The sequence below is a fragment of the Hafnia paralvei ATCC 29927 genome (genome assembly GCF_001655005.1).
Taxonomy (GTDB): domain Bacteria; phylum Pseudomonadota; class Gammaproteobacteria; order Enterobacterales; family Enterobacteriaceae; genus Hafnia; species Hafnia paralvei.
This window is the reverse complement of record NZ_LXET01000046.1, coordinates 80,518-105,943: the sequence shown is the minus strand read 5'-3', so window position 1 is coordinate 105,943 and position 25,426 is coordinate 80,518. Positions and strand designations below refer to the sequence as shown.

The 25,426-nt window shown below is 49.4% G+C and carries 23 protein-coding genes; 10 read left to right on the top strand and 13 right to left on the bottom strand.

Going from position 1 to position 25,426, the window contains the following annotated elements:
- Positions 1-7 precede the first annotated feature (7 nt).
- Entirely contained in the window at positions 8-2,680 is a 2,673-nt protein-coding gene (locus M988_RS14145) for a beta-N-acetylhexosaminidase (RefSeq protein ID WP_064574636.1), read from the top strand.
- 253 nt (positions 2,681-2,933) lie between these two features.
- Here the strand turns inward: M988_RS14145 and fur are convergent, their stop codons facing one another.
- The 4 genes from fur to ybfF all read right to left on the bottom strand — a co-directional run bounded on the left by fur (position 2,934) and on the right by ybfF (position 5,711).
- Positions 2,934-3,383 carry a ferric iron uptake transcriptional regulator gene (gene fur, locus M988_RS14140; protein ID WP_008812759.1) on the bottom strand — a complete coding sequence of 150 codons (450 nt, stop codon included), beginning with the start codon at positions 3,381-3,383 and terminating at the stop codon, positions 2,934-2,936.
- A 319-nt stretch (positions 3,384-3,702) separates the two neighbouring features.
- Complete coding sequence (fldA, locus tag M988_RS14135; protein WP_004096485.1) at positions 3,703-4,230, bottom strand: flavodoxin FldA; 528 nt, start codon at positions 4,228-4,230, stop codon at positions 3,703-3,705.
- 121 nt (positions 4,231-4,351) lie between these two features.
- Complete coding sequence (gene ybfE / locus M988_RS14130) at positions 4,352-4,627, bottom strand: LexA regulated protein (RefSeq protein ID WP_004096488.1); 276 nt, start codon at positions 4,625-4,627, stop codon at positions 4,352-4,354.
- Positions 4,628-4,940: 313 nt separating this feature from the next.
- Entirely contained in the window at positions 4,941-5,711 is a 771-nt protein-coding gene (ybfF, locus tag M988_RS14125; RefSeq protein WP_039187119.1) for an esterase, read from the bottom strand.
- A 267-nt stretch (positions 5,712-5,978) separates the two neighbouring features.
- On the opposite strand from ybfF, the gene seqA reads away from it, so the two are divergent.
- The 3 genes from seqA (at position 5,979) to M988_RS14110 (ending at position 8,700) form a co-directional block, all read left to right on the top strand.
- Positions 5,979-6,521 carry a replication initiation negative regulator SeqA gene (seqA, locus tag M988_RS14120; RefSeq protein WP_039187117.1) on the top strand — a complete coding sequence of 181 codons (543 nt, stop codon included), beginning with the start codon at positions 5,979-5,981 and terminating at the stop codon, positions 6,519-6,521.
- Between the two features lie 77 nt (positions 6,522-6,598).
- Positions 6,599-8,245 carry a phosphoglucomutase (alpha-D-glucose-1,6-bisphosphate-dependent) gene (pgm, locus tag M988_RS14115; protein WP_008812762.1) on the top strand — a complete coding sequence of 549 codons (1,647 nt, stop codon included), beginning with the start codon at positions 6,599-6,601 and terminating at the stop codon, positions 8,243-8,245.
- Positions 8,246-8,379: 134 nt separating this feature from the next.
- Positions 8,380-8,700 (top strand): DUF3861 domain-containing protein, encoded by a 321-nt coding sequence (locus M988_RS14110; RefSeq protein ID WP_064574634.1) that lies wholly within the window; start codon positions 8,380-8,382, stop codon positions 8,698-8,700.
- A 24-nt stretch (positions 8,701-8,724) separates the two neighbouring features.
- Here M988_RS14110 and kdpE read toward each other — a convergent pair whose 3' ends face one another.
- The 6 genes from kdpE to kdpF form a co-directional block, all read right to left on the bottom strand.
- Positions 8,725-9,414, bottom strand: a complete 690-nt coding sequence (kdpE, locus tag M988_RS14105; RefSeq protein WP_008812764.1) for a two-component system response regulator KdpE — start codon at positions 9,412-9,414, stop codon at positions 8,725-8,727.
- Positions 9,415-9,424: 10 nt separating this feature from the next.
- On the bottom strand, positions 9,425-12,115 hold the full coding sequence (gene kdpD / locus M988_RS14100) for a two-component system sensor histidine kinase KdpD (protein WP_039187113.1): 2,691 nt from the start codon (positions 12,113-12,115) through the stop codon (positions 9,425-9,427).
- 23 nt (positions 12,116-12,138) lie between these two features.
- Positions 12,139-12,735, bottom strand: coding sequence for a potassium-transporting ATPase subunit KdpC (gene kdpC, locus M988_RS14095; protein WP_008812766.1), 597 nt, complete (start codon positions 12,733-12,735; stop codon positions 12,139-12,141).
- A 183-nt stretch (positions 12,736-12,918) separates the two neighbouring features.
- Complete coding sequence (gene kdpB / locus M988_RS14090) at positions 12,919-14,985, bottom strand: potassium-transporting ATPase subunit KdpB (protein WP_004096507.1); 2,067 nt, start codon at positions 14,983-14,985, stop codon at positions 12,919-12,921.
- Positions 14,986-14,996: 11 nt separating this feature from the next.
- Positions 14,997-16,685, bottom strand: coding sequence for a potassium-transporting ATPase subunit KdpA (gene kdpA, locus M988_RS14085; RefSeq protein ID WP_039187111.1), 1,689 nt, complete (start codon positions 16,683-16,685; stop codon positions 14,997-14,999).
- Positions 16,685-16,774 carry a K(+)-transporting ATPase subunit F gene (kdpF, locus tag M988_RS14080; RefSeq protein ID WP_020303872.1) on the bottom strand — a complete coding sequence of 30 codons (90 nt, stop codon included), beginning with the start codon at positions 16,772-16,774 and terminating at the stop codon, positions 16,685-16,687. The genes kdpA and kdpF overlap by 1 nt, the downstream gene beginning before the upstream one ends.
- Positions 16,775-17,033: 259 nt before the next feature.
- Between kdpF and M988_RS14075 the strand changes: the two genes are divergently transcribed.
- The 6 genes from M988_RS14075 (at position 17,034) to M988_RS14050 (ending at position 22,408) form a co-directional block, all read left to right on the top strand.
- Entirely contained in the window at positions 17,034-17,525 is a 492-nt protein-coding gene (locus tag M988_RS14075; RefSeq protein ID WP_064574632.1) for a hypothetical protein, read from the top strand.
- 256 nt (positions 17,526-17,781) lie between these two features.
- Positions 17,782-17,982, top strand: coding sequence for a YbfA family protein (locus tag M988_RS14070; protein ID WP_004096533.1), 201 nt, complete (start codon positions 17,782-17,784; stop codon positions 17,980-17,982).
- A 200-nt stretch (positions 17,983-18,182) separates the two neighbouring features.
- Positions 18,183-19,130 (top strand): YbgA family protein, encoded by a 948-nt coding sequence (locus M988_RS14065; RefSeq protein WP_061060282.1) that lies wholly within the window; start codon positions 18,183-18,185, stop codon positions 19,128-19,130.
- Positions 19,131-19,184: 54 nt separating this feature from the next.
- Entirely contained in the window at positions 19,185-20,615 is a 1,431-nt protein-coding gene (phrB, locus tag M988_RS14060) for a deoxyribodipyrimidine photo-lyase (RefSeq protein WP_064574631.1), read from the top strand.
- A gap of 34 nt (positions 20,616-20,649) precedes the next feature.
- The gene (locus M988_RS14055; RefSeq protein WP_008812772.1) at positions 20,650-21,633 is read left to right on the top strand and encodes a 3',5'-cyclic-nucleotide phosphodiesterase; all 984 of its coding nucleotides are present in this window, start codon (positions 20,650-20,652) and stop codon (positions 21,631-21,633) included.
- A 31-nt stretch (positions 21,634-21,664) separates the two neighbouring features.
- Positions 21,665-22,408, top strand: coding sequence for a type 2 GTP cyclohydrolase I (locus tag M988_RS14050; RefSeq protein WP_039187106.1), 744 nt, complete (start codon positions 21,665-21,667; stop codon positions 22,406-22,408).
- Positions 22,409-22,465: 57 nt separating this feature from the next.
- Here the strand turns inward: M988_RS14050 and M988_RS14045 are convergent, their stop codons facing one another.
- The 3 genes from M988_RS14045 to tsgA form a co-directional block, all read right to left on the bottom strand.
- Positions 22,466-22,801 carry a zinc ribbon domain-containing protein YjdM gene (locus M988_RS14045; RefSeq protein WP_004096550.1) on the bottom strand — a complete coding sequence of 112 codons (336 nt, stop codon included), beginning with the start codon at positions 22,799-22,801 and terminating at the stop codon, positions 22,466-22,468.
- Between the two features lie 239 nt (positions 22,802-23,040).
- Positions 23,041-23,976 (bottom strand): LysR family transcriptional regulator, encoded by a 936-nt coding sequence (locus M988_RS14040; RefSeq protein WP_008812774.1) that lies wholly within the window; start codon positions 23,974-23,976, stop codon positions 23,041-23,043.
- A 117-nt stretch (positions 23,977-24,093) separates the two neighbouring features.
- Positions 24,094-25,308, bottom strand: coding sequence for an MFS transporter TsgA (gene tsgA, locus M988_RS14035; RefSeq protein ID WP_039187103.1), 1,215 nt, complete (start codon positions 25,306-25,308; stop codon positions 24,094-24,096).
- Between the last annotated feature and the right edge of the window lie 118 nt (positions 25,309-25,426).

Here is a 25,426-nt window from a genome sequence, read left to right as displayed (position 1 = left end):
TTTTACGATGAGTAAATTTAAGTTAAGCACGTTGGCTGTTGCAGTATCCGCACTGGGCATGCTCGGTTTCTCTACGGTAAGTCAGGCCGATCAGAACGTCGTTGATCAACTGAGTCAGCTAAAAGTTAACGTGAAAGTGACAGACAATCGCGCGGCAGAGAACGGCGTTGACTGTGCTGCACTCGGCGCGGACTGGGCTGCGTGTAACCAGTCCGTCATCACTTTAACCAGCGACAGCGATATCAAAGCAAAAGATTGGGCGATTTATTTCCATAACCCGCGCCAAGTGCTTGATGTGAAAAACGATCAGTTCAAGATTACCTTTGTAACGGGTGACTTGCATAAGATCGAACCAACAGACAAATTCAAAGGCTTCACCGCGGGGCAAGCTGTTGAGATCCCACTGATTGGCGAATATTGGCAGTTGTTTGAAAGTGATGTCATGCCGCGTTGGTATGTGACTTCCCAAGACGCCAAACCAAAAGTGATTGCGAGCACTGATACTGAAGATTTGCGTCAGTTTGTAACACCATTTGTTGGTGATTTGTGGAAGCGTACCAAGGACGACAAAAACGTCCTGATGGTGCCAGAAACCCGTTTCGACAAAAACGCCGATGTTAAGCAGTTGCCAGCCCAAAGCCTGCGTGGCCAAATTATGCCAACGCCGATGGAAGTGAAAATTCATCAGCAGGATGTGGATTTGAGCAAGGGCGTAGCATTGGATCTTACCGTGCTAAACAAAGCCACTGCGGAAGCCGCTCAGCAGCGTTTTGCTCTGTTGGGGGTGAAGGATAATGCCAACGGTTACCCCATCAAAACCACCATTGCCGCGAAATCATTCAAAGGTGACTTGGCCGTGCCTGGTGCTTATGAGCTGAAAATCGGGCCTAAGGGTACCGAAGTGATTGGTTACGATCAGGCAGGTGTATTCTATGGCCTGCAGTCCATCCTTTCTCTGGTACCGAGTGACGGTAGCATGAAGATTGCAACCTTAGATGCGAAAGATGCTCCTCGTTTCCAATACCGCGGCATCTTCTTAGATATCGGGCGTAACTTCCATTCCAAAGAAGCAGTACACCGTCTGTTAGACCAGATGGCGGCTTATAAAATGAATAAATTCCACTTCCATCTGACAGACGATGAAGGTTGGCGTATTGAGATCCCTGGCCTGCCAGAACTGATCGACGTAGGCTCTAAACGTTGTCACGATCTGAGCGAAAAAGAGTGTCTGCTGCCGCAGCTTGGCTCTGGTCCAGATGCGAACAACAACGGTACAGGGCATCTGACCCGCGATGAGTATATTGATATTGTTAAATACGCTCAGGCTCGCCAGATTGAAGTGATTCCAGAAATCGATATGCCTGCACATGCCCGTGCAGCGGTGGTTTCTATGGAAGCGCGCTATGACAAACTGAAAGCCGCTGGGGATGAGAAGGGTGCCAACGAATTCCGTTTGGTTGACCCAACGGATACCTCAAACACGACCTCTGTGCAGTTCTACGATCGCAAGAGCTATTTGAACCCTTGTTTGGATTCATCTAAGCGCTTTGTCGACAAAGTGATCGGCGAGATTGCTCAGATGCATAAAGAAGCGGGCCAACCGCTGACGACGTGGCACTTTGGCGGTGATGAAGCGAAAAATATCCGCTTAGGGCCAGGCTATCAGGATAAGAATGGCAAAATTGAGCCAGGTAAAGGCATTATCGATCAGAGCAAAGAAGATAAGCCTTGGGCTCAGTCTCAGGTTTGTCAGACGCTGATTAAGAGCGGCAAAGTCGAAGACATGGAACACTTACCAAGTCACTTTGCGATCGAAGTTAGCCAGATCGTCAATAAGCACGGTATTGAAAAAATGCAGGCGTGGCAGGATGGTCTGAAAGACGCTAAAGACTCCAAAGCGTTTGCGACCAAGCGTGTGGGCGTCAACTTCTGGGATACTCTGTATTGGGGCGGCTTCGACACCGTCAACGATTGGGCGAACAAGGGCTATGAAGTTACCGTCTCTAACCCAGACTACGTCTATATGGACTTCCCATATGAAGTGAATCCGCAGGAAAACGGCTACTACTGGGGAACTCGCTTTAATGACGAACGCAAAATCTTCAGCTTCGCGCCAAATAACATGCCACAGAATGCGGAAACCTCTGTAGACCGCGACGGCGCATTCTTTACTGCCAAGAGCGATAAGCCATGGCCGGGAGTGTATGGTCTTTCGGCTCAGCTGTGGAGTGAAACCACACGCACTGACGAAATGATGGAATACAAAATCTATCCTCGTGTAATGACTGTCGCAGAGCGTTCATGGCATCGCGCTGGTTGGGAACAGGATTACAAAGCGGGTCGTGAATACAAGGGCGGAGAAACTAATCTGGTTGATAAGAAGTCTCTGCTCAGCGACTGGCAGCGCTTCGCCAACCTGATGGGGCAGCGTGAACTCGCTAAGATGGACAAAGCCGGTATTGGCTATCGTCTACCGGTGCCTGGTGCCAAAGTTGTTGGCGGTAAACTGGAAGCGAACGTCGCTCTGCCGGGGATAGGGATTGAATATTCTGTAGATGGTGGCAAACAGTGGCAGCGTTACGACGCGAAAGCTCAGCCAACGGTTTCCGGTGATGTTCAGATTCGCTCAGTTAGCCCAGATGGCAAGCGTTACAGCCGTGCAGAACCCGTGCAGGCTTAATCTGTAGGAAAGTGTTCCCTGCTCTGCATAGGGGAGGGAACACGGAATAAAATGGTTTTATCACTGCGTTTTAATCATTGGGTCGGATAAACCTGATAACACGTTGAGCTGTGAGTTGTTTCGCCCCTTGCCTGAGGGGCTTTTTTTCGCCTGTCACTTTTGTTTGCAACCTTTGGCTACAGCGTCACTGCTGCAAATTTTAGGCAATAAAAAAGCGACCCTAAGGTCGCTTTATGCTGCTGAAAATACAGGTTTACGCTTTGCTGTCGTGCAGCGTCTCATCTTCACGGCAATCACCTTCCGAGCAGTGACCATACAGGTACAGGCTGTGGTTAGTGAGCTGAATACCATATTTTTTAGCAATTTCATGCTGACGCTTCTCGATGGAATCGTCGCTAAACTCAATCACTTTGCCACAATCCAAGCAGATCAGGTGATCATGATGATGTTGCTGAGTCAGTTCGAATACAGATTTGCCGCCTTCGAAATTGTGGCGAGTAACAATACCCGCGTCGTCAAACTGGTTTAAGACACGGTACACGGTTGCCAGACCGATTTCTTCACCCATATCGATCAGCTTCTTATACAGGTCTTCTGCGCTGACGTGGTGGCAAGTTGGATCTTGCAGAACTTCCAGAATCTTAAGACGCGGAAGCGTGACTTTAAGTCCAGCCTTCTTTAAAGCAGTATTGTTATCTGTCATTCGGATTCTGTCCCGTTACTTGGCTCGGAGACGTTTAGGATAGACTGCATTTGCTGCCAGCGTTGCCTTAATTGTCACCGAACTGAAAATATAATTGAGATTCATTATAAAGCTGATAGCGGTAAATGGGAACCGCGGCGTGTTAACAACTTGGGCGTAATTACACGGTGGAAATAAAACGTAACACACTGACAAATATGTGACTCTGCTGACTGTGGGCGTCATAGCGGGAAAAATGAGTTACATAAATGTTGCAAACTGCTTTCACCAATCGCTGAAATACCCGCAGACTTTCATGGTCTGCGGGCACAATTTCATTTTAGCCAGTAATCTCAGACAGGCTCATTTCATCAGAAATCTGTTTTACCCACGCATCAACGCGAGCTGCGGTCAGTTCAGGTTGACGGTCTTCATCGATAGCCAAACCGACGAAGGTTTTATCATCAACCAGTGCTTTAGACGCTTCGAAATGATAGCCCGCTGTTGGCCAGTGGCCTACGATAGTTGCCCCACGAGGTTCGATCAGATCGCGGATAGTCCCCATCGCGTCGCAGAAGTACTCTGCATAATCTTCTTGGTCGCCGCAGCCAAACAGAGCAACCAGTTTTCCGTTGAAGTCGATCTCTTCCAGTGAGGGGAAGAAGTCGTCCCAGTCACACTGGGCTTCACCGTAATACCACGTTGGGATGCCAAGCAGAAGAATGTCGAATGCTTCGATGTCTTCTTTGCTGCTTTTGGCAATGTCATGAACTTCAGCAACGTCTTTTCCGAGTTGCTTTTGGATCATCTTAGCGATGTTTTCCGTGTTGCCCGTGTCGCTGCCAAAGAAAATGCCTACGATTGCCATGTCGCGTTTATACCTTTTATATCAAATAATTAAACTAGATTCTTGAAAAAGACCAGTACGTACTTTACGCACTATAGCACTTTCAACCGCATTGATTTGTCGTCATTGTGTGCTGGCGGCGTTAAGATTTTAAAATTTGATCGAGCAAAATTTGTTCAATCAATTCACTGCGGCTAATATTTTGTTCCTGAGCCAGACGATTCAGCATTTCAACCGCTTCTTCGTTAATTTTCAGCTCGACACGACGCAGTCCTTTCACTTTATCGCGGCGCAGTTGGTTGCGTTTGTTAATTCTTAGCTGTTCATCCCGGGATAACGGGTTGGTTTTTGGGCGACCCGGACGACGTTCATCTGCGAACAGATCCAGAGTCGTGCGGTCCGTTTGTTCTTTGGCCATATCAGGTAGCGGTACTACAAGGAGAATTTTGAATCTGCGTAACGAATCAGATCATGATTAACATACTAGGGCCATTCACCCTTTACCGGCACTATCCTTAAACAGCAAAACAGCCTGCCAGAATAATAGCGCGCCATAATACCCTAGCCCCCCCAGCGGCGACAATCCTTAATCTTGCTTACCTTACTGACGCCAGATGGTTTTTTCTTCAGGGATGTTGGCATGAAGGGGTTTCTCTCGGCTTTTACACTTGTATTAGAGATGCAGAGAAAGTGGGGCTAGCGCAGGCTCACCCCAGATTTGAGCTAGGATTTTAGATATCAGAATCTAGAAAGCGGTGCAGCGTGCGTAACACCAGTTCGGGTTTTTCTGCATGTAGCCAGTGCCCAACGCCTGCGATGACATGGGCGCGGGCATGAGGGAACTGGCGCGCAATCGCCTCGCGATGGCTGTCCTGAATGTACGGGGAAAGCCCCCCTTTGATAAACATGACGGGGCCTTGATAAGGCGCAACGTCTTGCCAACCAACGATGTTTTCGTATTGCGCCCAAAGCGCCGGCACGTTAAATAGCCATGCACCGTCCTGAAAGGATTTCAGCAAAAACTGTATAACGCCTTCTTCCTGAAGATAGTGACGCATGACGTCTGCGGCGTCTTGGCGACGCGTTACCTGTGAGTCGGTGACGGCGTTGATGGCGGTAAAAATGGTGTCATGGCGGCGAACTTTGTAATCGACCGGTGCAATGTCCAACAATGCCAAGCGACGAATACGTTCGGGGGCGAGCGCGGCAAGCGTCATTGCCGCCTTACCCCCCATCGAATGACCGATGACGTCGAGCTGTGGAAGTGACAAATCATCGATGAGTTCTAGCAGATCTTCGGCCATCGCGGCATAGTCCATACGCTCAGAACGCGGCGAGTGACCGTGGTTACGCATATCGACCTGAATAATTTTGCGGTCGCTACGCAAGTCTCTTCCCAAAATGCCCAGATTATCAAGGCTGCCAAATAGGCCATGAATTAGAAGCGTTGGTGGGAATTGTGCCTGCTGAGAAGGTAGGTGTTCGCGGTAATTGAGTTTCATATCGTTGCGTCTATGTTTGTGCGTCTATGTTTATTGAATCGATGCGTCTAGCGATCGCTACGAAAAGAATATTGTAACAAATAGGTTACCACGGCTAATCAAGATTGTTAGCCCTAGCGCGTTATCAGCCCTAGTTTAGGGATATTATTTCTCTCTCATTGGGAAAAAACTCACTGAATTTACGACAGCATTGGGTTTACGCTATCCGCATGAGACGTTTAACTTTATAATCCTGCTGATTAAGTCGTAAACCTGTATTGGATAATGATGAAAACTATTGAAGTCGACGAGGAGCTGTACCGCTACATTGCAAGCCATACGCAAAGTATCGGTGAAAGTGCTTCTGACATATTGCGCCGCCTGCTGAAAGTCTCTGCTGAACATAAAGCGACAACTGCTCCGGTTGTGGCTCCGGTGGTAACCACTGCGCCCGCTACTGCCGTGGTTACTGCTCGTCCGGTAGATCGCGTCCGTACCATGCGTGAGCTGCTGCTTTCCGATGAGTACGCCGAGCAAAACAAAGCGGTAAATCGCTTCATGCTGGTACTTTCAACCCTATATTCCATTGATAATCAGGGATTTGCTGCTGCAACCGAATCTCTGCATGGTCGTACCCGTGTTTATTTTGCCGGCGATCAGCAAACGCTGCTGCAAAATGGCACTCATACTAAGCCTAAACACGTCGCTGGCACGCCTTATTGGGTGATCACCAACACGAACACAGGTCGCAAGCGCAGCATGATTGAACACATCATGCAGGCTATGCAGTTCCCCGCTGAACTGATTGAAAAAGTTTGCGGGACTATCTGATTTCAGAATTGCCTAAGGGAATCAGGCTAAATAGCCCCCTTAGGCACTCAATAATTTAAGCGTAGGGAGAAGTGACCATGGCAAATCACCCCCGTGCCGGGCAGCTAGCCCAGCAGAGCGATTTGATTAACGTGGCTCAACTGGTTTCTCAATACTATGTATTGACGCCAGAAGCAGGTAATACGTCTCATGCGGTAAAATTCGGCACTTCAGGTCACCGTGGAAGTGCCCAGCGCCATAGTTTCAATGAAGCACACATTTTAGCCATTGCGCAGGCGATTGCTGAAGTGCGTAAGGCGAATGGCGTTGAAGGTCCATGTTTCGTAGGCAAAGATACCCATGCGCTTTCTGAACCTGCGTTTATCAGTGTGTTGGAAGTTCTGACCGCAAACGGCGTAGACGTAGTGGTGCAGCAGGATAATGGATTTACGCCAACGCCAGCGGTTTCTCATGCGATCCTGACCCACAATAGCAACAAGAATGCAGCGCTGGCTGATGGCATCGTCATTACTCCTTCGCATAATCCGCCAGAAGATGGTGGGATTAAATACAATCCGCCAAACGGTGGCCCAGCCGATACCGATCTGACTAAAGTTATCGAGCAGCGTGCGAATGAACTGCTGAGCCTCAATTTGCAGGGCGTGAAGCGTCAGACATTAGATGCGGCGTGGAACAGTGGTTTGGTGCATGCCAAAGATTTAGTGCAGCCATATATTGAAGGTCTGGTTGATATCGTTGATATGCCAGCCATTCAACGTTCAGGTCTACATTTAGGTGTCGATCCACTGGGCGGTTCCGGCATCGAGTATTGGCAGCGTATTGGTGAGCACTACAAACTCGATCTGACATTAGTGAACGATCACGTTGATCCTTCATTCCGCTTCATGCACTTAGATCATGATGGCGTGATCCGTATGGACTGTTCATCGGAAAGCGCGATGGCAGGCTTGCTGGCGCTGCGCGATCAGTTTGATTTAGCGTTTGCCAACGACCCCGACTACGATCGCCACGGCATCGTTACCCCGTCAGGGCTAATGAACCCGAATCACTACTTAGCGGTGGCTATCAATTATCTGTTCCAGCATCGCCCACAGTGGGGCGCTGATGTTGCCGTAGGTAAAACGCTGGTATCCAGCGCCATGATTGACCGTGTCGTTAACGATTTAGGTCGCAAGCTGGTGGAAGTACCAGTGGGCTTCAAATGGTTTGTTGATGGACTATTTGACGGTAGCTTTGGATTTGGTGGTGAAGAAAGTGCGGGCGCCTCTTTCCTACGTTTCAATGGAACGCCTTGGTCAACAGATAAAGATGGCATCATCATGTGTCTGCTAGCCGCTGAAATTACCGCAGTGACGGGTGAAAACCCCCAGCAGCATTACAATAAGCTGGCTGAGCGGTTTGGTGCGCCAAGCTATAATCGTATTCAGGCTCCGGCTACGCATGCGCAGAAAGACGCGCTGTCCAAGCTCTCCCCTGAGATGGTGAAAGCTGACAAATTAGCGGGTGACCCGATTACGGCGCGTTTGACCAAAGCGCCGGGTAACAATGCTTCTATCGGTGGGCTGAAAGTCATGACCGATAACGGCTGGTTCGCGGCACGTCCATCCGGCACTGAGGAAGCATATAAAATTTATTGTGAAAGCTTCTTGGGTGCAGAGCATCGTCAGCGTATCGAGAAAGAAGCTGTAGATATTGTGAGCGCAGTGCTTGCTAGCGCTAAATAAACGTTCTCCACAGCCATATTGAATCAAGCGCCGTTTTAACGGCGCTTTTTTTATGCCGCAAAATGTAAAACGCTGAAGATTTATATATGATAAAAGTTATCATTATCAAAAAATAATCATCAGAGAAAAACACGATGCCTGGATACCGTTACCGTATTACCGTTGAACCTATCGCCGATCGCAAAGGCGAGCCGATTGATAAAGCTCCGATTAGCTTTGAAGTTGAAAACCACGATGAGATTTTATCTATCGTTGAGCGCTTGGGCGCTCGCGATGATTTGCCATTTACCGGCGATAAATCTAAGGCTTTTGCTTTAGGGCTAAAACTGTTTTCTGAGTCACTTCTTGAGAACCGCAAACATCCATTGTTTGACGATCTGCGTGACGCATTCCGCGCTTTTATGATGACGTTAAAAGGCATCAAGCGCGGAGAGAGTCAAGACGAGCAGAAATAACCGTTGAACACATACTGCGTAGGGCTACAGCATAAACCGATAGCCGACGCCGGTTTCGGTGAGTAAATGTTTAGGGCGGGCAGGTTCGGCTTCCAATTTTTGCCGTAAATGCCCCATATAAATACGCAGATAGTGACTATGTTCCACATAGTTAGGCCCCCACACCGAGCTAAGTAACTGACGTTGAGTCAGTACTTTTCCGGCGTTTGCGATAAGCTCGGTAAGCAGACGAAATTCAATCGGTGTGAGATGCAAATCCTCTCCGGCGCGGGTTACGCGCCGGTTAATCAAATCCACTTCAATATCTGAGAATTGAATGAGTGGGCTTTCCTGATTTTGTTGCGCGTGACGGCGCAGCGAAACTCGTACCCGAGCCAGTAGTTCAGCGACGCCAAAGGGTTTGCTGAGATAGTCATCAGCACCGGCATCCAACGCCAGCACTTTGTCAGACTCTTCGGCGCGGGCGGAAAGCACGATGACCGGAATTGAACTCCACTGGCGCAAATCGCGGATAAAATCGAGCCCGTCACCGTCCGGCAGCCCGAGATCAAGAATGATCAAATCCGGCTTTCTGGTGCCCGCTTCTATCAAACCACGTTGTAGGGTATCCGCGTCAAAAACGCGCCAGCCCTCATTCTCCAATGCGGATCGGACAAAACGACGGATCTCTTTTTCATCTTCAACGATGAGGATATTTATCGGAGTCTGATTCACGTTATCTCTTTTAAAACTCTTCTTCGATAGCGGGGGGAGCCTCAAGCGGTAATGTGAAATGGAAACATGCACCGCCTTGCGCAATATTTTCTGCCCATATTTTCCCGCCGTGTACTTCTATAATGGCACGACAGATGGCTAATCCCAAGCCGACGCCGGGAATTGCTGATTCTTTATCACCACGGGTGAATTTATTGAAGATAAGCTGGAGCTGTTCTGAGGGTATGCCTGCGCCACGATCTTCAATTTCGACTTCAAGCCAGTGCTCGCTGGCTTGCGCGCGGATGGTTAATGGAGACTCACTTCCAGCATATTTACCGGCGTTTTCCAGCAGATTCTGGATAACGCGTTCAATCAGGTTACCGTCGCAGTTAACGAGTGGTAGATCGGCTGGCAAATCAATATTCAGCGGATGCGAATTTAGCATGGGCTCAAGTGTATTAACGGCGCTACCGACGATTTCCTCCAGCGATTGCCATTCTTTGCGCAGGTTAAACCCGCCCGATTGGATGCGTGCCATATCCAACAGATTGTTCACCAAACGGGTGGTGTTGAGTATTTGCTGGCGTATTTGGTTAGCCTGTTGCGCGTGGGGGGATTTTTCGGCGGCGAGATCTAAGGTCAGAATCTCTGCTTGTCCAAACAGAACGGTGAGCGGCGTACGTAAATCGTGCGATAGCGCAGCCAATAAGGAGTTGCGTAGCTGCTCTCGCTCGGTGTCCAGACGCGCGCTGGCCGCTGTTTGTGCCAGATGCAAACGTTCAAGGGCGCTGGCAATCATCACAGCGTAGGTTTGCAGCAATCGCTGTTGTTCAGGCACCATCAACTGGCGCAGGTTGATGGGTTCGATGGCCAGAACGCCAAAAGCTTGCTGTGCTGTGCTCAGAGGCAGTAGCTGGTAGGGAACACCAGGAAGCGTATCGGTACCTGCCCCTGCGGGTTGTTGTTTGTCAAAGCACCAGTGAGCGATGGCGAAATCAACACCTGCAACGCCTTCCTGTGGTGGCGTGATTTGCACGAGCGGTGTGTCATCACTGGGAATAAGTACGGATGTCCGAGCGTTAAAACTGCTATTAAGGAAATAGCTCCCACTACGAGCAATGTCTTCATTGGTGATCGCATTGCTGAGCGCTTTCGACAGTTCGTACATATGACGAGCGCGCAGCTCACGGTAGCGGGCAACGCGTGCCTGATAGCGAACTCCTGCGGTCAGATTACCGATCACGATCCCGACCGTTAACATAACGCCGAAAGTGACCAAGTACTGCACATCGCTAACCGCAAACGACCACTGTGGCATTACAAAGAACAGGTCAAAGCTAGCGACGCTAACCACAGCAGAAAGTACTGATGGCCAGCGACCATAAAATAGCGCAACGACGACGACGCCCAGCAAATAGACCATCACGATATTGGCCTGATCAAAGCTTGGGAAAATAATCTTCGCGAGTAAGGTTATAAGCGCGCATAGCGCGACAGCGACGAGGCAGCCACGAATTTGTACTCGCCATTTTTCACTGAATGGGCGTGCATCTTGCTCTTTGCTGGCGGTTCGCGGCTTGTCTTCTACGGCAACGATGATTAAATCTAAATCAGGTCCCAGCTTAGCCAGACGGTCAGCAAAGCTTTCATGCCACCACCAGCGCCACTCCTTTTTATTGCGGCGGCCAATAATGATTTTCCCCAGATTATGTTCACGTGCGTAGCGTAGAATCGCTTTTTCTTCGTTGGGATCGGAGAGGGTGGTAGTTTCTGCGCCAAGCTCTTGTGCAAGCTTAACGCTACGCAAAATAGCGCGGCGCTGATTTTCCGGCAGACGATGTAGGCGCGGTGTTTCCACATAAACCGCATGCCAGATACAGCCAAGCCGAGCGGCTAGCCTTGATGCCGTTCTCACTAATTTATCGTTATCAACATGATGTCCGATGCATAACAGAATGGCATCGCGAGTGTGCCAAACTCGCTCTTTATCTTGGCTACTGCGGAACTCACGCATTTGTTCATCGACGCGGTCTGCGGTACGACGCAGTGCCAATTCACGCAGCGCAATGAGATTGCCTTTGCGGAAAAAATGTTCGATGGCGCGCTCGGCCTGACCGGGAATGTAGACTTTGCCTTCATTTAGACGCTGGCGTAAATCATCGGGGGGCAAATCGACCAGAACAATTTCACTCGCGTCATCGAAAATACGGTCAGGGACTGTTTCGCGTACACGAATACCGGTGACGGAGCCCACGATATCATTCAGGCTCTCTAAGTGCTGAACGTTAACCGTGGTAAGCACGTCAATGCCTGCGTCCAACAGTTCTTCGACATCTTGCCATCGTTTAGGATGGCGAGAGCCCGCGGCATTGCTGTGCGCCAGCTCATCCATCAGGATGAGCGCAGGATGGCGGGCAAGCGCCTGATCGAGAGCAAACTCTCGAACCTGACGCCCGCGATGATGAATGCGTTTGAGTGGCAGAACCTCTAGGCCGTCAAGCTGAGCCGCCGTTTCTGAGCGTCCGTGAGTTTCCACTACGCCAACTAATACATCAAGCCCTTGGGCGCGTAAACGCTGCGCTTCTTGTAGCATGGCGTAGGTTTTCCCTACGCCAGCGCAGGCGCCGAAAAAGACTTTCAGCTTGCCGCGAGGTTTCTCACACACCTGAGCCAATAAAGCATCAGGGTCAGGGCGGCGTAGTTCTTCATCATCTACCATGTGATTCTCTTTTTACTTGCGGCTTACGATGGGTTGCCAGTGGTATTGTGGGGCAATAACGCATCCAGTGCCATATTCAGTTCCAACACGTTCACAACCGGTTGACCAATGAAATTCGGCATGCTGCGTTTGGTATTCAAGGCAATTAATTTTTCAACGCTGGCTAGTGGTAGGTCTCGTGCTTTAGCAACGCGCTCTGCTTGATAATAGGCGGCCAGTGGAGAGATATGTGGATCTAAACCGCTGCCTGAGCTGGTCATCAGGTCGACAGGAATAGAGGCTGGCGCCAGCGGGTCAGCCTGACGTAATAATGTTGCACGTGCTTGCAGATTTTTATCCAGCTGTGGATTGGATACCGCCAGATTACTGCCGCCAGAGGCCTGTGGATTGTACGGTGTATCTGCGGTGGCTGATGGACGCCCCCAAAAATATTTCGCTTGGGTAAAGTTTTGTCCAATCAAGCGGGAACCGACGGCAACGCCTTCGTGTTCAATCACGGAACCGTTGGCCTGCGAATTGAACATCACCTGAGCCAAACCGGTGGTCAGCAACGGATAAGCGATCCCGGTGATTGCGGTTAAAATCAACATCATCATGATGGATGGACGTAGTAGCGACATTATTGATTCCTTAACATTATAGACTTTGCTAAAAACAGCCTCAGAGCGTAATCGCGCTTTCTGAAGTCTGATTTTAGGGGAGGTACACCGATGAGGTCGCAGTGGCAACGCCGCTTAAGCCTCCACGGTGTGAAATCCCCGTGTATCTCGATCTGTTAAACGCTTAGCATCAGCGAGTCTGTATTAAGCTAAACCGCAGACGGTTAGCAGCATGTCTATCAGCTTGATGCCGATGAATGGCACCAGTAATCCACCCGCCCCGTAAACCCACAGGTTACGGCGCAGCAGGGCGCTAGCGCTGAGGGGTTTATAGCTCACACCTTTAAGCGCCAGCGGGATCAGGAATACGATGATCAGGGCGTTGAAAATAACCGCTGACATAATCGCAGACGCTGGCGATGTTAAATGCATAACGTTAAGCGCATTTAACTGTGGATAGGTAGCCGCGAACGCTGCCGGAATAATGGCAAAATACTTCGCTACGTCGTTGGCAATACTGAATGTGGTTAGTGAGCCACGCGTCATCAGCATTTGTTTACCGATATGCACCACTTCAATCAGTTTGGTTGGGTTGGAGTCCAAATCAACCATGTTGCCGGCTTCTTTAGCCGCCTGAGTCCCTGAGTTCATTGCAACCGCAACATCAGCCTGTGCCAGCGCTGGCGCATCGTTGGTGCCGTCGCCGGTCATGGCGACCAAACGTCCCTCCGCTTGATACTGGCGGATGAGGGCTAATTTGGCTTCGGGAGTCGCTTCGGCTAAGAAGTCATCGACGCCAGCCTCCGCAGCGATAGCCGCGGCGGTTAAACGGTTATCACCGGTGATCATCACCGTTTTGATCCCCATACGGCGCAGTTCAGAGAAGCGCTCTTTGATACCGCCTTTCACAATATCTTTCAGCGCGACTACGCCGAGAATGCGGCCATCTTCAGCCACCACCAGCGGTGTACCGCCGGTGCGAGCCACGCTTTCTACGCGTTCATCAACGGCGCGTGGAAATTGCCCCTGATTGGATTCTACGTGGCGGCGAATGGCATCAACCGAGCCTTTGCGGATCATTCTTCCCTGAACGTTTACGCCGCTCATGCGGGTTTGCGCAGAGAAGGGCACAAAGGTGGCACCCAGCGCATGTAAATCGCGTTCACGTAAGTTAAAGCGTTGCTTGGCCAGAACGACGATGCTGCGCCCTTCAGGCGTTTCATCGGCCAGAGAAGCCAACTGTGCTGCGCTGGCGAGCTCTTCTTCGCTTACACCGGGTACCGGTAGAAATTCGGTAGCTTGGCGGTTACCCAGCGTAATCGTGCCGGTTTTGTCCAGCAGCAACACATCCACGTCACCGGCGGCTTCTACCGCACGCCCACTGGTGGCGATGACGTTAGCGCCTAGCATCCGGCTCATACCTGCCACGCCAATGGCTGATAGCAATCCGCCGATGGTGGTTGGAATTAAGCAGACTAGCAGCGCCACCAATACGGTGATCGTCACCGGAACTCCAACTTGACTCGCTTCGGCGCTGAATAGAGAGAACGGATACAGCGTCGCGGTAGCCAGCAAGAACACCAGCGTTAAAGCAATTAATAAAATGGTGAGCGCTATCTCGTTAGGGGTTTTACGGCGTTTTGCGCCTTCAACCATCGCAATCATGCGATCTAGGAATGTCTCTCCTGGATTAACCGTGCATTGGATCACCAGCCAGTCAGATAGGATGCGTGTACCGCCTGTCACAGAGGAGAAGTCACCACCGGATTCGCGGATAACCGGTGCAGACTCACCGGTGATGGCGCTTTCATCGACCGATGCCCCTCCTTCAATCACTTCGCCATCGCATGGAATGGTGTCACCTGCTTCAACCAATACAATGTCGCCTTTGCGCAGTGAATCGGCAGAAACCTTTTCCTGCGCAGCGTCGTGTTCGCTAGAGGCTAACTTTTTCGCCCAACTGGTTTTTTTTACACCTTTCAAGCTTTCGGCCTGAGCTTTGCTGCGGCCTTCAGCCAGTGCTTCGGCAAAGTTGGCAAACAGCACGGTAAACCATAGCCATATAGCTACGCTGCCGGTAAAGGCGGCGCTGCCTTCGCTTTGCCCAATAAGAATAGAGAGCCAGATGATGGTGGTGAGAATGCTGCCCAAATACACCACAAACATCACCGGGTTTCGCCACTGAATGCGTGGATCTAATTTTTTAAAGGCATCTTTGATAGCGGTACGGACCAGTTTTGGTTCGAACAACGCGCGTTGTTTACGAGTCATTATTTTATCTCTCAACGTGTTAACCAAACTTGCAGATGTTCAGCCACCGGACCTAACGCCAGAGCGGGGATAAACGTCAGTGCGCCGACCAGCAAAATTGTTCCGACTAACAAACCGATGAACAGTGCGCCCTGTGTGGGAAGCGTTCCGTTACCTGCCGGCTGGCGCTTTTTCGCTACCAGAGAACCTGCGATTGCCATAACCGGAATGATGACGCCAAAGCGACCCAAGAACATGGCAATGGCCAACAGTACGTTGTAGAACGGTGTGTTGACGCTTAACCCAGCAAAAGCACTGCCGTTGTTGTTGGCGGCAGAGGAGAGTGCGTAAAGCACCTCGCTAAACCCGTGCGCGCCGGGGTTGAGAATGCCTGCGCGTCCTGCATCGGTCATCAATGCCACCGCGCTACCTATCAGCACTAGCGCAGGGGTGACCAAAATGGCGGCGGCGGTCATCTTCATATCGAAAACTTCGATTTTTTTACCCAGATATTCCGGTGTACGGCCAATCATCAAACCCGCAATAAAGACGGTCAGGAGAACGAATAAAAGCATGCCGTAAAGGCCTGAACCGACACCGCCAAAGACGACTTCACCGATCTGCATTAGCCACATTGGCACCATGCCACCGAGAGCAGTAAAAGAGTCGTGCATAGCATTAACTGCGCCACATGAAGCCGCGGTGGTGACTACCGAATACATCGCGGTGGCCAAAATACCGAAGCGAGTCTCTTTACCTTCCATATTGAAGTTGCTGTCTGCGCCTAAGGCCGATAAGTGCGGATTTCCTTGCAACTCGGCGTACATCACGACGATCACGGCAACGATAAAAATCAGGCTCATGGCCCAAAGCAGCGTATGGCCTTGGCGGTTTTCACCCACACTCTGTCCGAATGCAAAGCAGAGCGCTGCTGGTATTAAGAAAATGGCCAGCATCTGAACCATGTTGCTGAGTGCAGTGGGGTTTTCGAATGGATGAGATGAGTTAGATCCAAAGAAACCGCCACCGTTGGTGCCGAGCAGTTTTATGGCCTCTTGTGAGGCAACCGGGCCCATAGGCAGTAACTGAGTGCTTCCCTCAAGCGTGTGGACTGTCACGTAGCCGTGCAGGTTTTGCAGTACGCCTTGGCTGACAAAAAACAACGCAATAATGATAGAGATTGGCAGCAGCACATAAACAGTGATGCGGAATATATCAACCCAAGCATTCCCTAATGTTGTCGCTGAATGACGTGCGAAACCACGAATAAGGGCAAATACAACGGCAATCCCTGTCGCAGCGGAAAGGAAGTTTTGTACGCTTAAACCGGCCATTTGGCTAAAGTAGCTGAGTGTGTTTTCGCCGCTGTATGCCTGCCAGTTAGTGTTGGTGACGAAGCTCACGGCGGTATTCAGCGCTAAGTCCCAAGATAGCCCCGGCATGTGCTGTGGATTCAGCGGTAGTACGCCTTGTGTCATCAACAGAATGAACAGAACGAATAGGCCGAGCAGGTTAAACGCCATGACGGCTAACAGATACTGTAACCACGTCATTTCTTGCGGAAGGATCCCGCAGCAGCGCCATAGGCCATTTTCGAAACGGCGCATAGCAACAAAAGGTTCGCCATCAATCAAACGCGCTAACATGCGTCCCAAAGGCAGCGCTAAGGCAAAAAGCACCACAAGAAACACGGCGATGAGCAGAAACGCAGAAGCAGCCATTAGAACTCCTCCGCGTTGAACAGTGCGTAGATTAGATAGGCCAGCAGCAATACAACAAGTATGGCGCAGGCGATCACCCCGATATTCATACAACCTCTCCCAAGGCATTTTTGATACTGCTTAGCCTAGATAATTAAGTAAATAAATAACGTAAAAAGGGCGGGGTGGGGTGTAAAAAAAGTATAAAAATGATGAAAAAACGGTCTTTATCTGGGCATTTTGCAAGCGCACTGTAATCAGAAAAAATGAGTGGAATGCTTTTCGCAAATATCACGATAGCCAGTGGAACACCTCTTTTCCGCGCATTATGGTGACGCCATCCCGTTTGAGACATAAAGGAGATAAGTCATGCTGGCGGTTTATCAGATACATACTTTTTTATATGCGTTACTACAGCAGACGCAAATTGCGCTTCAGCAGCAGGAAATCCAGAAATTTATTTGTACGTCATCTCATTCTGCAACCCAGCGGTTGATGTTAGATAGAGCGACTACGCCGTTATTGCTCTCGGCATTACTGTTTAATCGCCAGATGAATCGGCTGAAAGCCAATGAAAGTGAACAAGCGGCTCAGGTTTGGAAAACGCTATGTTTGCCATTAAAGCAGTTTCCAAGTTCAGGCCGACTTTTACTTAATGAAAAAACCAATGAGCCTGAGCTGAAAAGAAGGTTAACGCATTTAGCCGTCGGGTTAGGAGGCACAGAGCTTAGGGTGTTAAGAGGCTTTTCATGGTTGGTTTTGTATTTATTTAATGGGTATGAAGTGTGCCTGTTGTGCTTGATTGAGTCGTCACTGTTCAGTGAAGAAGTGCTGGATGCCTATTTTTCTCAGTTTTGTTAATTTAATGTATCCATAAAATAACTAATGTTAAGTTAATATTTAACTGTGTGGTAACAAAATTACATGAAGTAACAATGAAGGTGAAAAAAACACCAAATATAGTGGTCGGATGAGTAGTAAACTTTCAGCGATTGAGATAATATTTTGTTCAGATTACAGGCAAGCCTGTTTACGAAACATTTTAATTTATAACGTTCGCTGCTTTTGTTTGCTTTACCTTCCTTCAGGGAAACAGCTACGTTTTAAGGAGGAGTATATGTACCAACAGTATTCATTATCTCGAATTCTCCTGCGTCGTTGTGGAGTGGTTATTGCCGGTGTTTTGGCTCTTCCGGTCATGTTATTCCGTAGCGATCGCGCACGTTTTTATAGCTACCTTCACCGTGTCTGGTCAAAAACCAGTGACAAGCCAGTCTGGCTGGCGCAGTCTGAGCAGGTAACGGCAGATTTTTATTAATTACAGTTAGGTCAGCTTCTAACGTGAAAAAACCACCTCATCGTAGGTGGTTTTTTGTTATCTGAGATCGACAAAAGGCTTTTTCTGTTTGGTTTAGCGTTGATTGTTCATATCCCTACCTTTCCTTGGTGTAATTCATCTCTGTCAGCGCCTACACTGAAAGAGCACAATCCATAAAACATTGATAACAGAGGTGCGCGATGTCAGAAAAAATTCCAGTAGGTGTGAGTGCCTGTTTACTCGGTGAGAATGTTCGTTTCGATGGTGGGCATAAGCGCCTGCCTTTTGCCGTTGATGAGCTTGCTCCATTCGTACGCTTCGAAGCGATCTGCCCTGAGATGGCAATAGGTTTACCTTCGCCAAGACCCACTCTGCGCTTGATTAAGCAGGGAGATGATGTGGCTTTGGTCAACAGCCGTGATGGGGAAGGGGATGTTACGCAGAAAATGCGTGAGTTTTCAAAGCAGAAAGTGGCCAGCCTTGAGCATCTGTGTGGATATATCGTGTGTGCTAAATCACCAAGTTGTGGCATGGAGCGAGTTAAGGTTTATACCGAGCACGATGCGCGTAAAAGCGGGGTGGGAATCTTTACACAGCAGTTGATGGAACGGCTGCCGTGGTTACCGGTGGAAGAGGATGGGAGACTTTACGATCCCGATTTGCGTGAGAATTTTGTCGAGCGTATTTATGCCCTGCATGAGTTCAACCAGCTTTGGCAACAAGGGCTAACGCGCGGTGCTCTGGTTGCCTTCCACAGCCGTTATAAACTCTCGTTGCTGGCGCATTCGCAGCCTGAATATCGCGAGCTGGGACGTTTTGTTGCAGCCATGGAGCAGTGGGAGTCTTTAGACGAATATGCGTATGAATACCGTAACCGCTTTATGGCGTTGCTGAAGCACAAGGCTTCGCGCCGCAATCACACTAACGTTTTGCAACACGTTCAGGGTTATTTCCGTCGCCAGCTTACCAGTAGCCAGCGGCAGGAGTTGGCTGATTTAATCCTGCGTTATCGTCAAGGTACTCAGCCCTTATTAGCACCGATTACGCTTCTGCGTCACTATCTGAATGAATATCCTGACAGCTACCTTGCGGGGCAGCGTTATTTTGATCCGTATCCTGAAGTGCTGCGTCTACGTTACGGGCATTAGGATTATCTCAATGCGGTACGGATTATTTTGGATACACACCGACAAGGAAAAGTAATGACTGCCACACATGTTGTCTGGTTTCGTAATGATTTGAGGATAACCGATAACCGAGCTCTGCATGCGGCCTGCCAAGATCCGCAGGCTAAGGTTATTGCTGTGTATATCGCAACGCCTGAACAGTGGAAGCAGCATGATATGGCGCCGCGTCAGGCGGCGTTTATTCATCAGAATCTGCAGTGTTTGGTGCATGCGCTCGCAGGGAAAAACATTCCACTGTTTTATCATCAGTGCACTGACTTCACCGCGAGCGCTAAATGGTTGGTCGATTTCTGCCAAAAAAATGAAGTTACCGATCTATTTTACAACCGCCAGTATGAGCTTAATGAGCGGCGTCGCGATGATGCAGTGACCGAGCTGTTAGCCGGAGTTTGTGGGATTCACTCATTTGATGATGCTTTATTACTTCCGCCAGGCAGCGTTGTGACCGGTAGCGGAGAGATGTACAAAGTATTTACTCCCTTTCGTAACGCTTTTTTGCAACGTTTGACTCATTCGGATGTGCGATCTTTACCTGCGCCGAAAACAAGAGATCAAGCCTGTGAAATGAGTGAAATCAAACCGTTTGATTATTCCCAGCAGGGTCTAGATTCTGTGCTCTTCCCCGCTGGGGAAGAGGCTGCACTACAGAGGCTGCGTGTTTTTTGTCGCGAGCATGTTCAGGATTATGCTCAGCAGCGAGATATTCCGGCTGTTGATGGAACCAGTGTTCTTTCCCCCTATCTAGCCGTTGGTGTTTTGTCACCGCGTCAGTGCTTGAATCGTTTGTTAGCCGAGTGCCCAGATACGTTGGAAGATGGAGAGAGCGGCGCGTTTGTTTGGCTCAATGAGCTAGTTTGGCGAGAGTTTTATCGTCATTTATTGGTCGCGCATCCAAAACTGTGCCGTCATAAGCCGTTTATCGCGTGGACTGATCATGTCCATTGGAGCGGTGATATTGAACACTTGACGGCGTGGCAACAGGGAAAAACAGGCTATCCGATTGTGGATGCCGCCATGCGGCAACTGAATCACACAGGCTGGATGCATAACCGTCTGCGTATGATTGTGGCCAGTTTTTTGGTTAAGGATCTGTTGATTAACTGGCGAGCTGGTGAGCGTTATTTTATGTCGCAGTTGATAGACGGCGATCTGGCAGCCAACAACGGTGGATGGCAATGGGCCGCTTCCTCGGGAACGGATGCTGCACCTTATTTTCGCATTTTTAACCCCACGACACAGGGGGAGCGCTTTGATAAAAAAGGCGATTTCATCCGTCGCTGGCTCCCAGAGTTGGCAGATGTGCCAGACAGTGATATCCATCACCCGCATCAATGGGCGATGAAACAATGCCGCGTGTTAGACTACCCTCAACCGCTGGTGGATCACGCTCTAGCGCGTAAGCAGACTCTTCAGGCTTTTGAGGACGCTAAGCGGCGCGCAGGCTGATATTTCCAGCTTCACTGCAAGGAGCATATACCACATGCGAAAGACACTGATAGCGGTGTTGCTGGCGGGTTATTCCGCATTTACCTGGGCCGGTTTTGACGTTGTCGCCCTGGGGACTCAAGGGGGAGCATCTGGCGATAACTTAACGTCTTACCTTATTCGTACCGATGGTGATGCGCGTTATATTGCATTGGACGCAGGCAGCGTTCTCACCGGCATTGCTAAGGGCGTTGAGAAAGGCAGTTTCCCTGATGTTACGGCGGAAAAAGCGGCTCCGCTCACTCAGCAGGGTTACGTTTTCCGTGAGCAGATTAATGCTTATTTCATTAGCCATCCGCATCTCGATCATGTAGCTGGTTTAGTTCTTGGCTCCCCAGATGACAAGAAAAAAACGGTTTATAGCTTAGCCGATAGTGCCAATACGTTGCATAACCACTATTTTAACTGGAAAAGTTGGCCAAACTTTAGTGATTCGGGCAACGGTGAGCGACTAGGGACTTATCGCATTAATGCTCCGCGTGTGGGGCAGATATTTACGTTAGGGACTACGTCGATGCGGGGCGTCATCTATCCGCTAAGCCATGATGGAACTGTATCATCGATGCTGCTAATTCATTCCCCTCGTGGTGAATCGTTCGCTTATTTTGGTGATACCGGTGCGGATGCTCAGGAGAAGTCTAAAAACCTTGATGCTGTTTGGCGGGTTTTAGGACCTCTGATTCAGCAAAAATCCCTCAAGGGCATGATTATCGAAACCTCTTATGATAATCAGCAGCCTGACAAGAAACTCTTTGGGCATTTAACGCCTAAGTTGCTGCTTTCTGAGCTGACGAATCTTGAGAAATACAGCGGTGGAGAGGGGGCGCTCAAAGATTTTCCCGTTGTGGTTAGCCATATAAAATCCACGATGGTGGCGGGTAAAGATCCATTGGCGCTGATTCAACAACAGCTGAGCGAAGGAAATTCGCTCGGGGTTAATTTTATATATATGCAACAAGGCGATAAAGCCGAGTTCTAATTCTTAAATCAAATATTCGTGAATAGACGTTATGAACAATATTGAACTAGAAAAATTGCTCGATCGACATCTAAGTGCCGATGAGTTTCGTGATTATGCACCTAACGGTTTACAGGTTGAGGGCCGTCAGGAGATCAAAAAAGTGGTCACCGGAGTGACGGCCTGTCAGGCGTTGCTAGATGCGGCCGTCGCAGAGCAGGCCGATGCCATTTTAGTGCATCACGGTTATTTCTGGAAAAATGATGCCCCAACGGTGCGCGGTATGCGTCGCCATCGTTTGAAGACGCTGTTAATTAACGATATCAATCTGTATGGCTATCATCTGCCACTGGATGCACATCCGGTGCTGGGGAATAACGCTCAACTGGCACGTGCAATGAAAATCAAACCACTGGGATTGATCGATCCATTGCTGCCCTATGGCGAGTTTGAACAACCAATGAGCGCTGGTGAAGTCATTGGCCGCTTGGAGCGCAAGCTCCAGCACAGCGTATTGCATAGCGGCGATAATGCTCCGCTAGAGATCCGTCGCGTTGCTTGGTGTACCGGTGGTGGTCAGAGCTATATCGAACAGGCGGCTGAGTTTGGCGTAGATGCCTTTATCAGCGGTGAAGTTTCAGAGAAAACTATCCATATTGCGCGTGAAATGGGGCTGCATTTCTTTGCTGCAGGTCATCATGCGACCGAGCGTGGCGGAATTCGTGCATTAGGTGAGTGGTTAGCCACCGAACATGGGCTTGACGTGAAGTTTATCGATATTCCCAACCCCGCGTAAATCGGCGGGAGGATGCTCCGTTGCTGCTGACGCCCATGAGCAGCAACGGAGACTATTTTAGTTCTTTTTAACGAACTCAGATTTCAGCTTCATTTGGCCGAAACCATCGATTTTGCAATCGATGTTATGGTCACCTTCAACCAAACGGATGTTCTTCACTTTGGTGCCGATTTTCAGCATGGAAGAACTGCCTTTCACTTTTAGATCTTTGATAACGGTGACGGAATCGCCATCAACCAGCAGGTTGCCGTTAGCATCCTTTACGACAAGCTCATCGCTTTCCTCTGCGGGAGCGCTGTCATTCCACTCATAGGCACACTCAGGGCAGATGTACATATCGTTGTCCTGATAGGTGTATTCAGAGTTGCACTTCGGGCAGCTTGGTAATTGCATGATAATGTCGCCTTAAACAGAAATTAAAAAATGCAGCACTGCTATCGTGTTGATTGATCCCCAAACTTATTAGCGTTTCTTAAGCCACGTTGGGATCTAGCAGGAGGTCCGCAGGGCGGATCTGCAAAGCGCGCGATCATACAACTTTTGACCAGTATCGAAAATGATTTATGTTAAAAAGATCGCGATTAGGTGCTTTCTTATAACGTAAATATAGCATCTTGCGCAGTTTATAGTCGCTATTCGGTCATTTTGCCTAGCGCTTGTAAAAATGCATGGGCGATGGGGGATTGGTGCTCCCTAAGATAGAGCGCGTAGAGATCTGCGGGAATTTGCTGATTAAGCGGCATAAATTTGACGCCCGGCCAGTGAATCAGTGAACAGGTTTCAGGCAGCAAAGCGATACCTAGTCCTGCGCTGACCAAGGCCAGTACGGTCTGCGGTTCCATCGCCTGCTGAGCGATCAGCGGGTAGAATCCCACTTGCACGCAATAATCGTAAAGTTGCTGGGCGAAATCGCTGTGACTGAATGAAAGGGAAATAAAAGGGCGCTCGGCGAGCTGCATCAAATCGAGGCTTTCAAACTGACATAACGGATCATGTTCTAACAAAGCCACCATCACCGATTCACGAGAAATATGTTGATAGCTGATGTTTGGCGTCGATTGAATCGCTACGTTGCGATTGATGCCAATATCGATCGTGTGCTGCATGATTTGTTCAATTTGGCGCTGTTGTGGAAGTTCGTGCAGCGTCCATGTTGCATGTGGGTAGTCAACGCGGAATGCTTTCAAGGCGGGCAGTAGCGCTCCCCACAGCGCAGTGCCGATAATGCCGATGTTTAAATGCTGGTTTTCATTTCGTCCAATCTGGCGGACATAATTCAGTGAGGTTTCGGTAGCACTTAGAATGCGATCGACCTCGGTTTTAAGTACTCGTCCGGCATGGGTTAGTGCGACTTTTCTGCTGTTGCGCTCAAGGAGTTTGATCTCAAGAATATCCTCTAACTCTTTGATCTGAGTACTGAGCGGCGGCTGAGATATATTGAGCTGTGCGGCTGCGCGACCAAAATGCAGTTCATCAGCGAGCACTTGAAAATAACGTAGCATCCGTAGGCTGATGCGGCCATTGCTATGCACGTTACTGGCAAGCTGAGCGATTGGGGTATTGGGCATCACGAGCCTGAGTAGATAAAAGGAGGATAGCCGCATAATGCAGATAGCGGCAAAGGGAGTCAATCCGCAAGCCAACAATACCTCCCCTCGATGTAAAGGGGAGGCTGGATCTTAATGTTATAGGCTAGGCTCTATCGACTGAGTCTGAGCGATTTTTTCTGCTCGGCTGCATGCCATCGCGGCGAGTAGCGCAATGAGTAGCAGTGCATAAGAGATTGCCGCAGTGCCCAGCGCCCAATGAAGTCCGTAGTAAGAATTCATCAGTGAAGATACGGTTGCAAATAACAGTGTGCCCACGGTACCGCAGGTCAGTAGCGCAGAGATCAGCGTGGGTGGACTCTGGCGAACCTGAAGAGAACCATAGCTCATTAGCCCTGAGAAAAGCCCCGAATTAAAGAAGCCAAAGACACCACATGCCACCATAATCAATTGGGTATTTGCGCTGGTCGTGATGACTAAAATTGATGCCATGCCAACAACCGTACACGCTAGCAGGAAAGTGCGTAGCTTCATGAGCTTGACTGTGAACTGATTCACAAACAGTCCTGTTGCTTTCGCCCACCAATAGCATGCAGCAAACAATGCTGCATCTTGTTGCGTCATGTGGAAGCGATCTTGCAGGTAGGTTGGTGTCCACATGGTGAAAATCGGCTCAGCCAATAAGAAGGCAAAGAGCGCAAAGCACAATAAATAGACGGCGGGTCCCCATGATTCGGCAGTTGCTTTTGCGTGCTGATTCGATGTTTCTACTGGGGCTTCAGTGGTTGGGAAACGACTGCGCAGGGCGATAGATAACATCAGTGCGCCAATCGCGCCCATAATGGCATACATGGCTAACCAGTTTGCGCCGAGTTTAAACACCCATGCTAAAACGATAGAGAGCGTCGCGCCTGCTAAACTGAAGAAAAAATCAGTAAAAATCAGGCTGGAGGAGCGTTTCTTTTCTTCAGGATTGATGCGTACAACCAGATAGCTACCGATGGTCATAAACACACCACCGCACGCCCCGATAAGTGTGACTGCAACGCTGAAGACGGTCAGCGTTGGGCTTATGAATAACAATATGCTGACAATAATGGTGATAACAGACGCTACGATGAGCGGTTTTTGCAGTCCCCATTTTTTCATCAGAATGCCGCCAAGCATAATTGGCAGGAACATCCCGAGGTTCATCAGAGTAAATACTTGGCCAATGAAACTGTAGTCTTTATGAAATGCGTCGCACAGTGGGCCAAGTACGATGCCGAGCGTTGAAACTAGCGCACCGACAAAGTAGTAACTGAGGTAAGAAATCGCGTTCATATTCACGCGAGAGAAAGATGACTCTGTCATAGCGAAACTCCACATAGGAGAGCAAATGATACGGGCTTATGCTGTAACATTTTCGTTGAAGCTCGATTTACGGTGAATGGTAGGGATGGGCCATAGCCGCGTTAGCCGCCAGAACGCC

What these genes read in the sequence shown, in the direction of transcription:
- M988_RS14145 (WP_064574636.1), top strand. Translation starts at nt 8, where the DNA reads ATGAGTAAATTTAAGTTAAGCACGTTGGCTGTTGCAGTATCCGCACTG.
- fur (WP_008812759.1), bottom strand. Translation starts at nt 3,383, where the DNA reads ATGACAGATAACAATACTGCTTTAAAGAAGGCTGGACTTAAAGTCACG.
- fldA (WP_004096485.1), bottom strand. Translation starts at nt 4,230, where the DNA reads ATGGCAATCGTAGGCATTTTCTTTGGCAGCGACACGGGCAACACGGAA.
- ybfE (WP_004096488.1), bottom strand. Translation starts at nt 4,627, where the DNA reads ATGGCCAAAGAACAAACGGACCGCACGACTCTGGATCTGTTCGCAGAT.
- ybfF (WP_039187119.1), bottom strand. Translation starts at nt 5,711, where the DNA reads ATGAAACTCAATTACCGCGAACACCTACCTTCTCAGCAGGCACAATTC.
- seqA (WP_039187117.1), top strand. Translation starts at nt 5,979, where the DNA reads ATGAAAACTATTGAAGTCGACGAGGAGCTGTACCGCTACATTGCAAGC.
- pgm (WP_008812762.1), top strand. Translation starts at nt 6,599, where the DNA reads ATGGCAAATCACCCCCGTGCCGGGCAGCTAGCCCAGCAGAGCGATTTG.
- M988_RS14110 (WP_064574634.1), top strand. Translation starts at nt 8,380, where the DNA reads ATGCCTGGATACCGTTACCGTATTACCGTTGAACCTATCGCCGATCGC.
- kdpD (WP_039187113.1), bottom strand. Translation starts at nt 12,115, where the DNA reads ATGGTAGATGATGAAGAACTACGCCGCCCTGACCCTGATGCTTTATTG.
- kdpC (WP_008812766.1), bottom strand. Translation starts at nt 12,735, where the DNA reads ATGTCGCTACTACGTCCATCCATCATGATGATGTTGATTTTAACCGCA.
- kdpB (WP_004096507.1), bottom strand. Translation starts at nt 14,985, where the DNA reads ATGACTCGTAAACAACGCGCGTTGTTCGAACCAAAACTGGTCCGTACC.
- kdpA (WP_039187111.1), bottom strand. Translation starts at nt 16,685, where the DNA reads ATGGCTGCTTCTGCGTTTCTGCTCATCGCCGTGTTTCTTGTGGTGCTT.
- kdpF (WP_020303872.1), bottom strand. Translation starts at nt 16,774, where the DNA reads ATGAATATCGGGGTGATCGCCTGCGCCATACTTGTTGTATTGCTGCTG.
- M988_RS14075 (WP_064574632.1), top strand. Translation starts at nt 17,034, where the DNA reads ATGCTGGCGGTTTATCAGATACATACTTTTTTATATGCGTTACTACAG.
- M988_RS14070 (WP_004096533.1), top strand. Translation starts at nt 17,782, where the DNA reads ATGTACCAACAGTATTCATTATCTCGAATTCTCCTGCGTCGTTGTGGA.
- M988_RS14065 (WP_061060282.1), top strand. Translation starts at nt 18,183, where the DNA reads ATGTCAGAAAAAATTCCAGTAGGTGTGAGTGCCTGTTTACTCGGTGAG.
- phrB (WP_064574631.1), top strand. Translation starts at nt 19,185, where the DNA reads ATGACTGCCACACATGTTGTCTGGTTTCGTAATGATTTGAGGATAACC.
- M988_RS14055 (WP_008812772.1), top strand. Translation starts at nt 20,650, where the DNA reads ATGCGAAAGACACTGATAGCGGTGTTGCTGGCGGGTTATTCCGCATTT.
- M988_RS14050 (WP_039187106.1), top strand. Translation starts at nt 21,665, where the DNA reads ATGAACAATATTGAACTAGAAAAATTGCTCGATCGACATCTAAGTGCC.
- M988_RS14045 (WP_004096550.1), bottom strand. Translation starts at nt 22,801, where the DNA reads ATGCAATTACCAAGCTGCCCGAAGTGCAACTCTGAATACACCTATCAG.
- M988_RS14040 (WP_008812774.1), bottom strand. Translation starts at nt 23,976, where the DNA reads ATGCCCAATACCCCAATCGCTCAGCTTGCCAGTAACGTGCATAGCAAT.
- tsgA (WP_039187103.1), bottom strand. Translation starts at nt 25,308, where the DNA reads ATGACAGAGTCATCTTTCTCTCGCGTGAATATGAACGCGATTTCTTAC.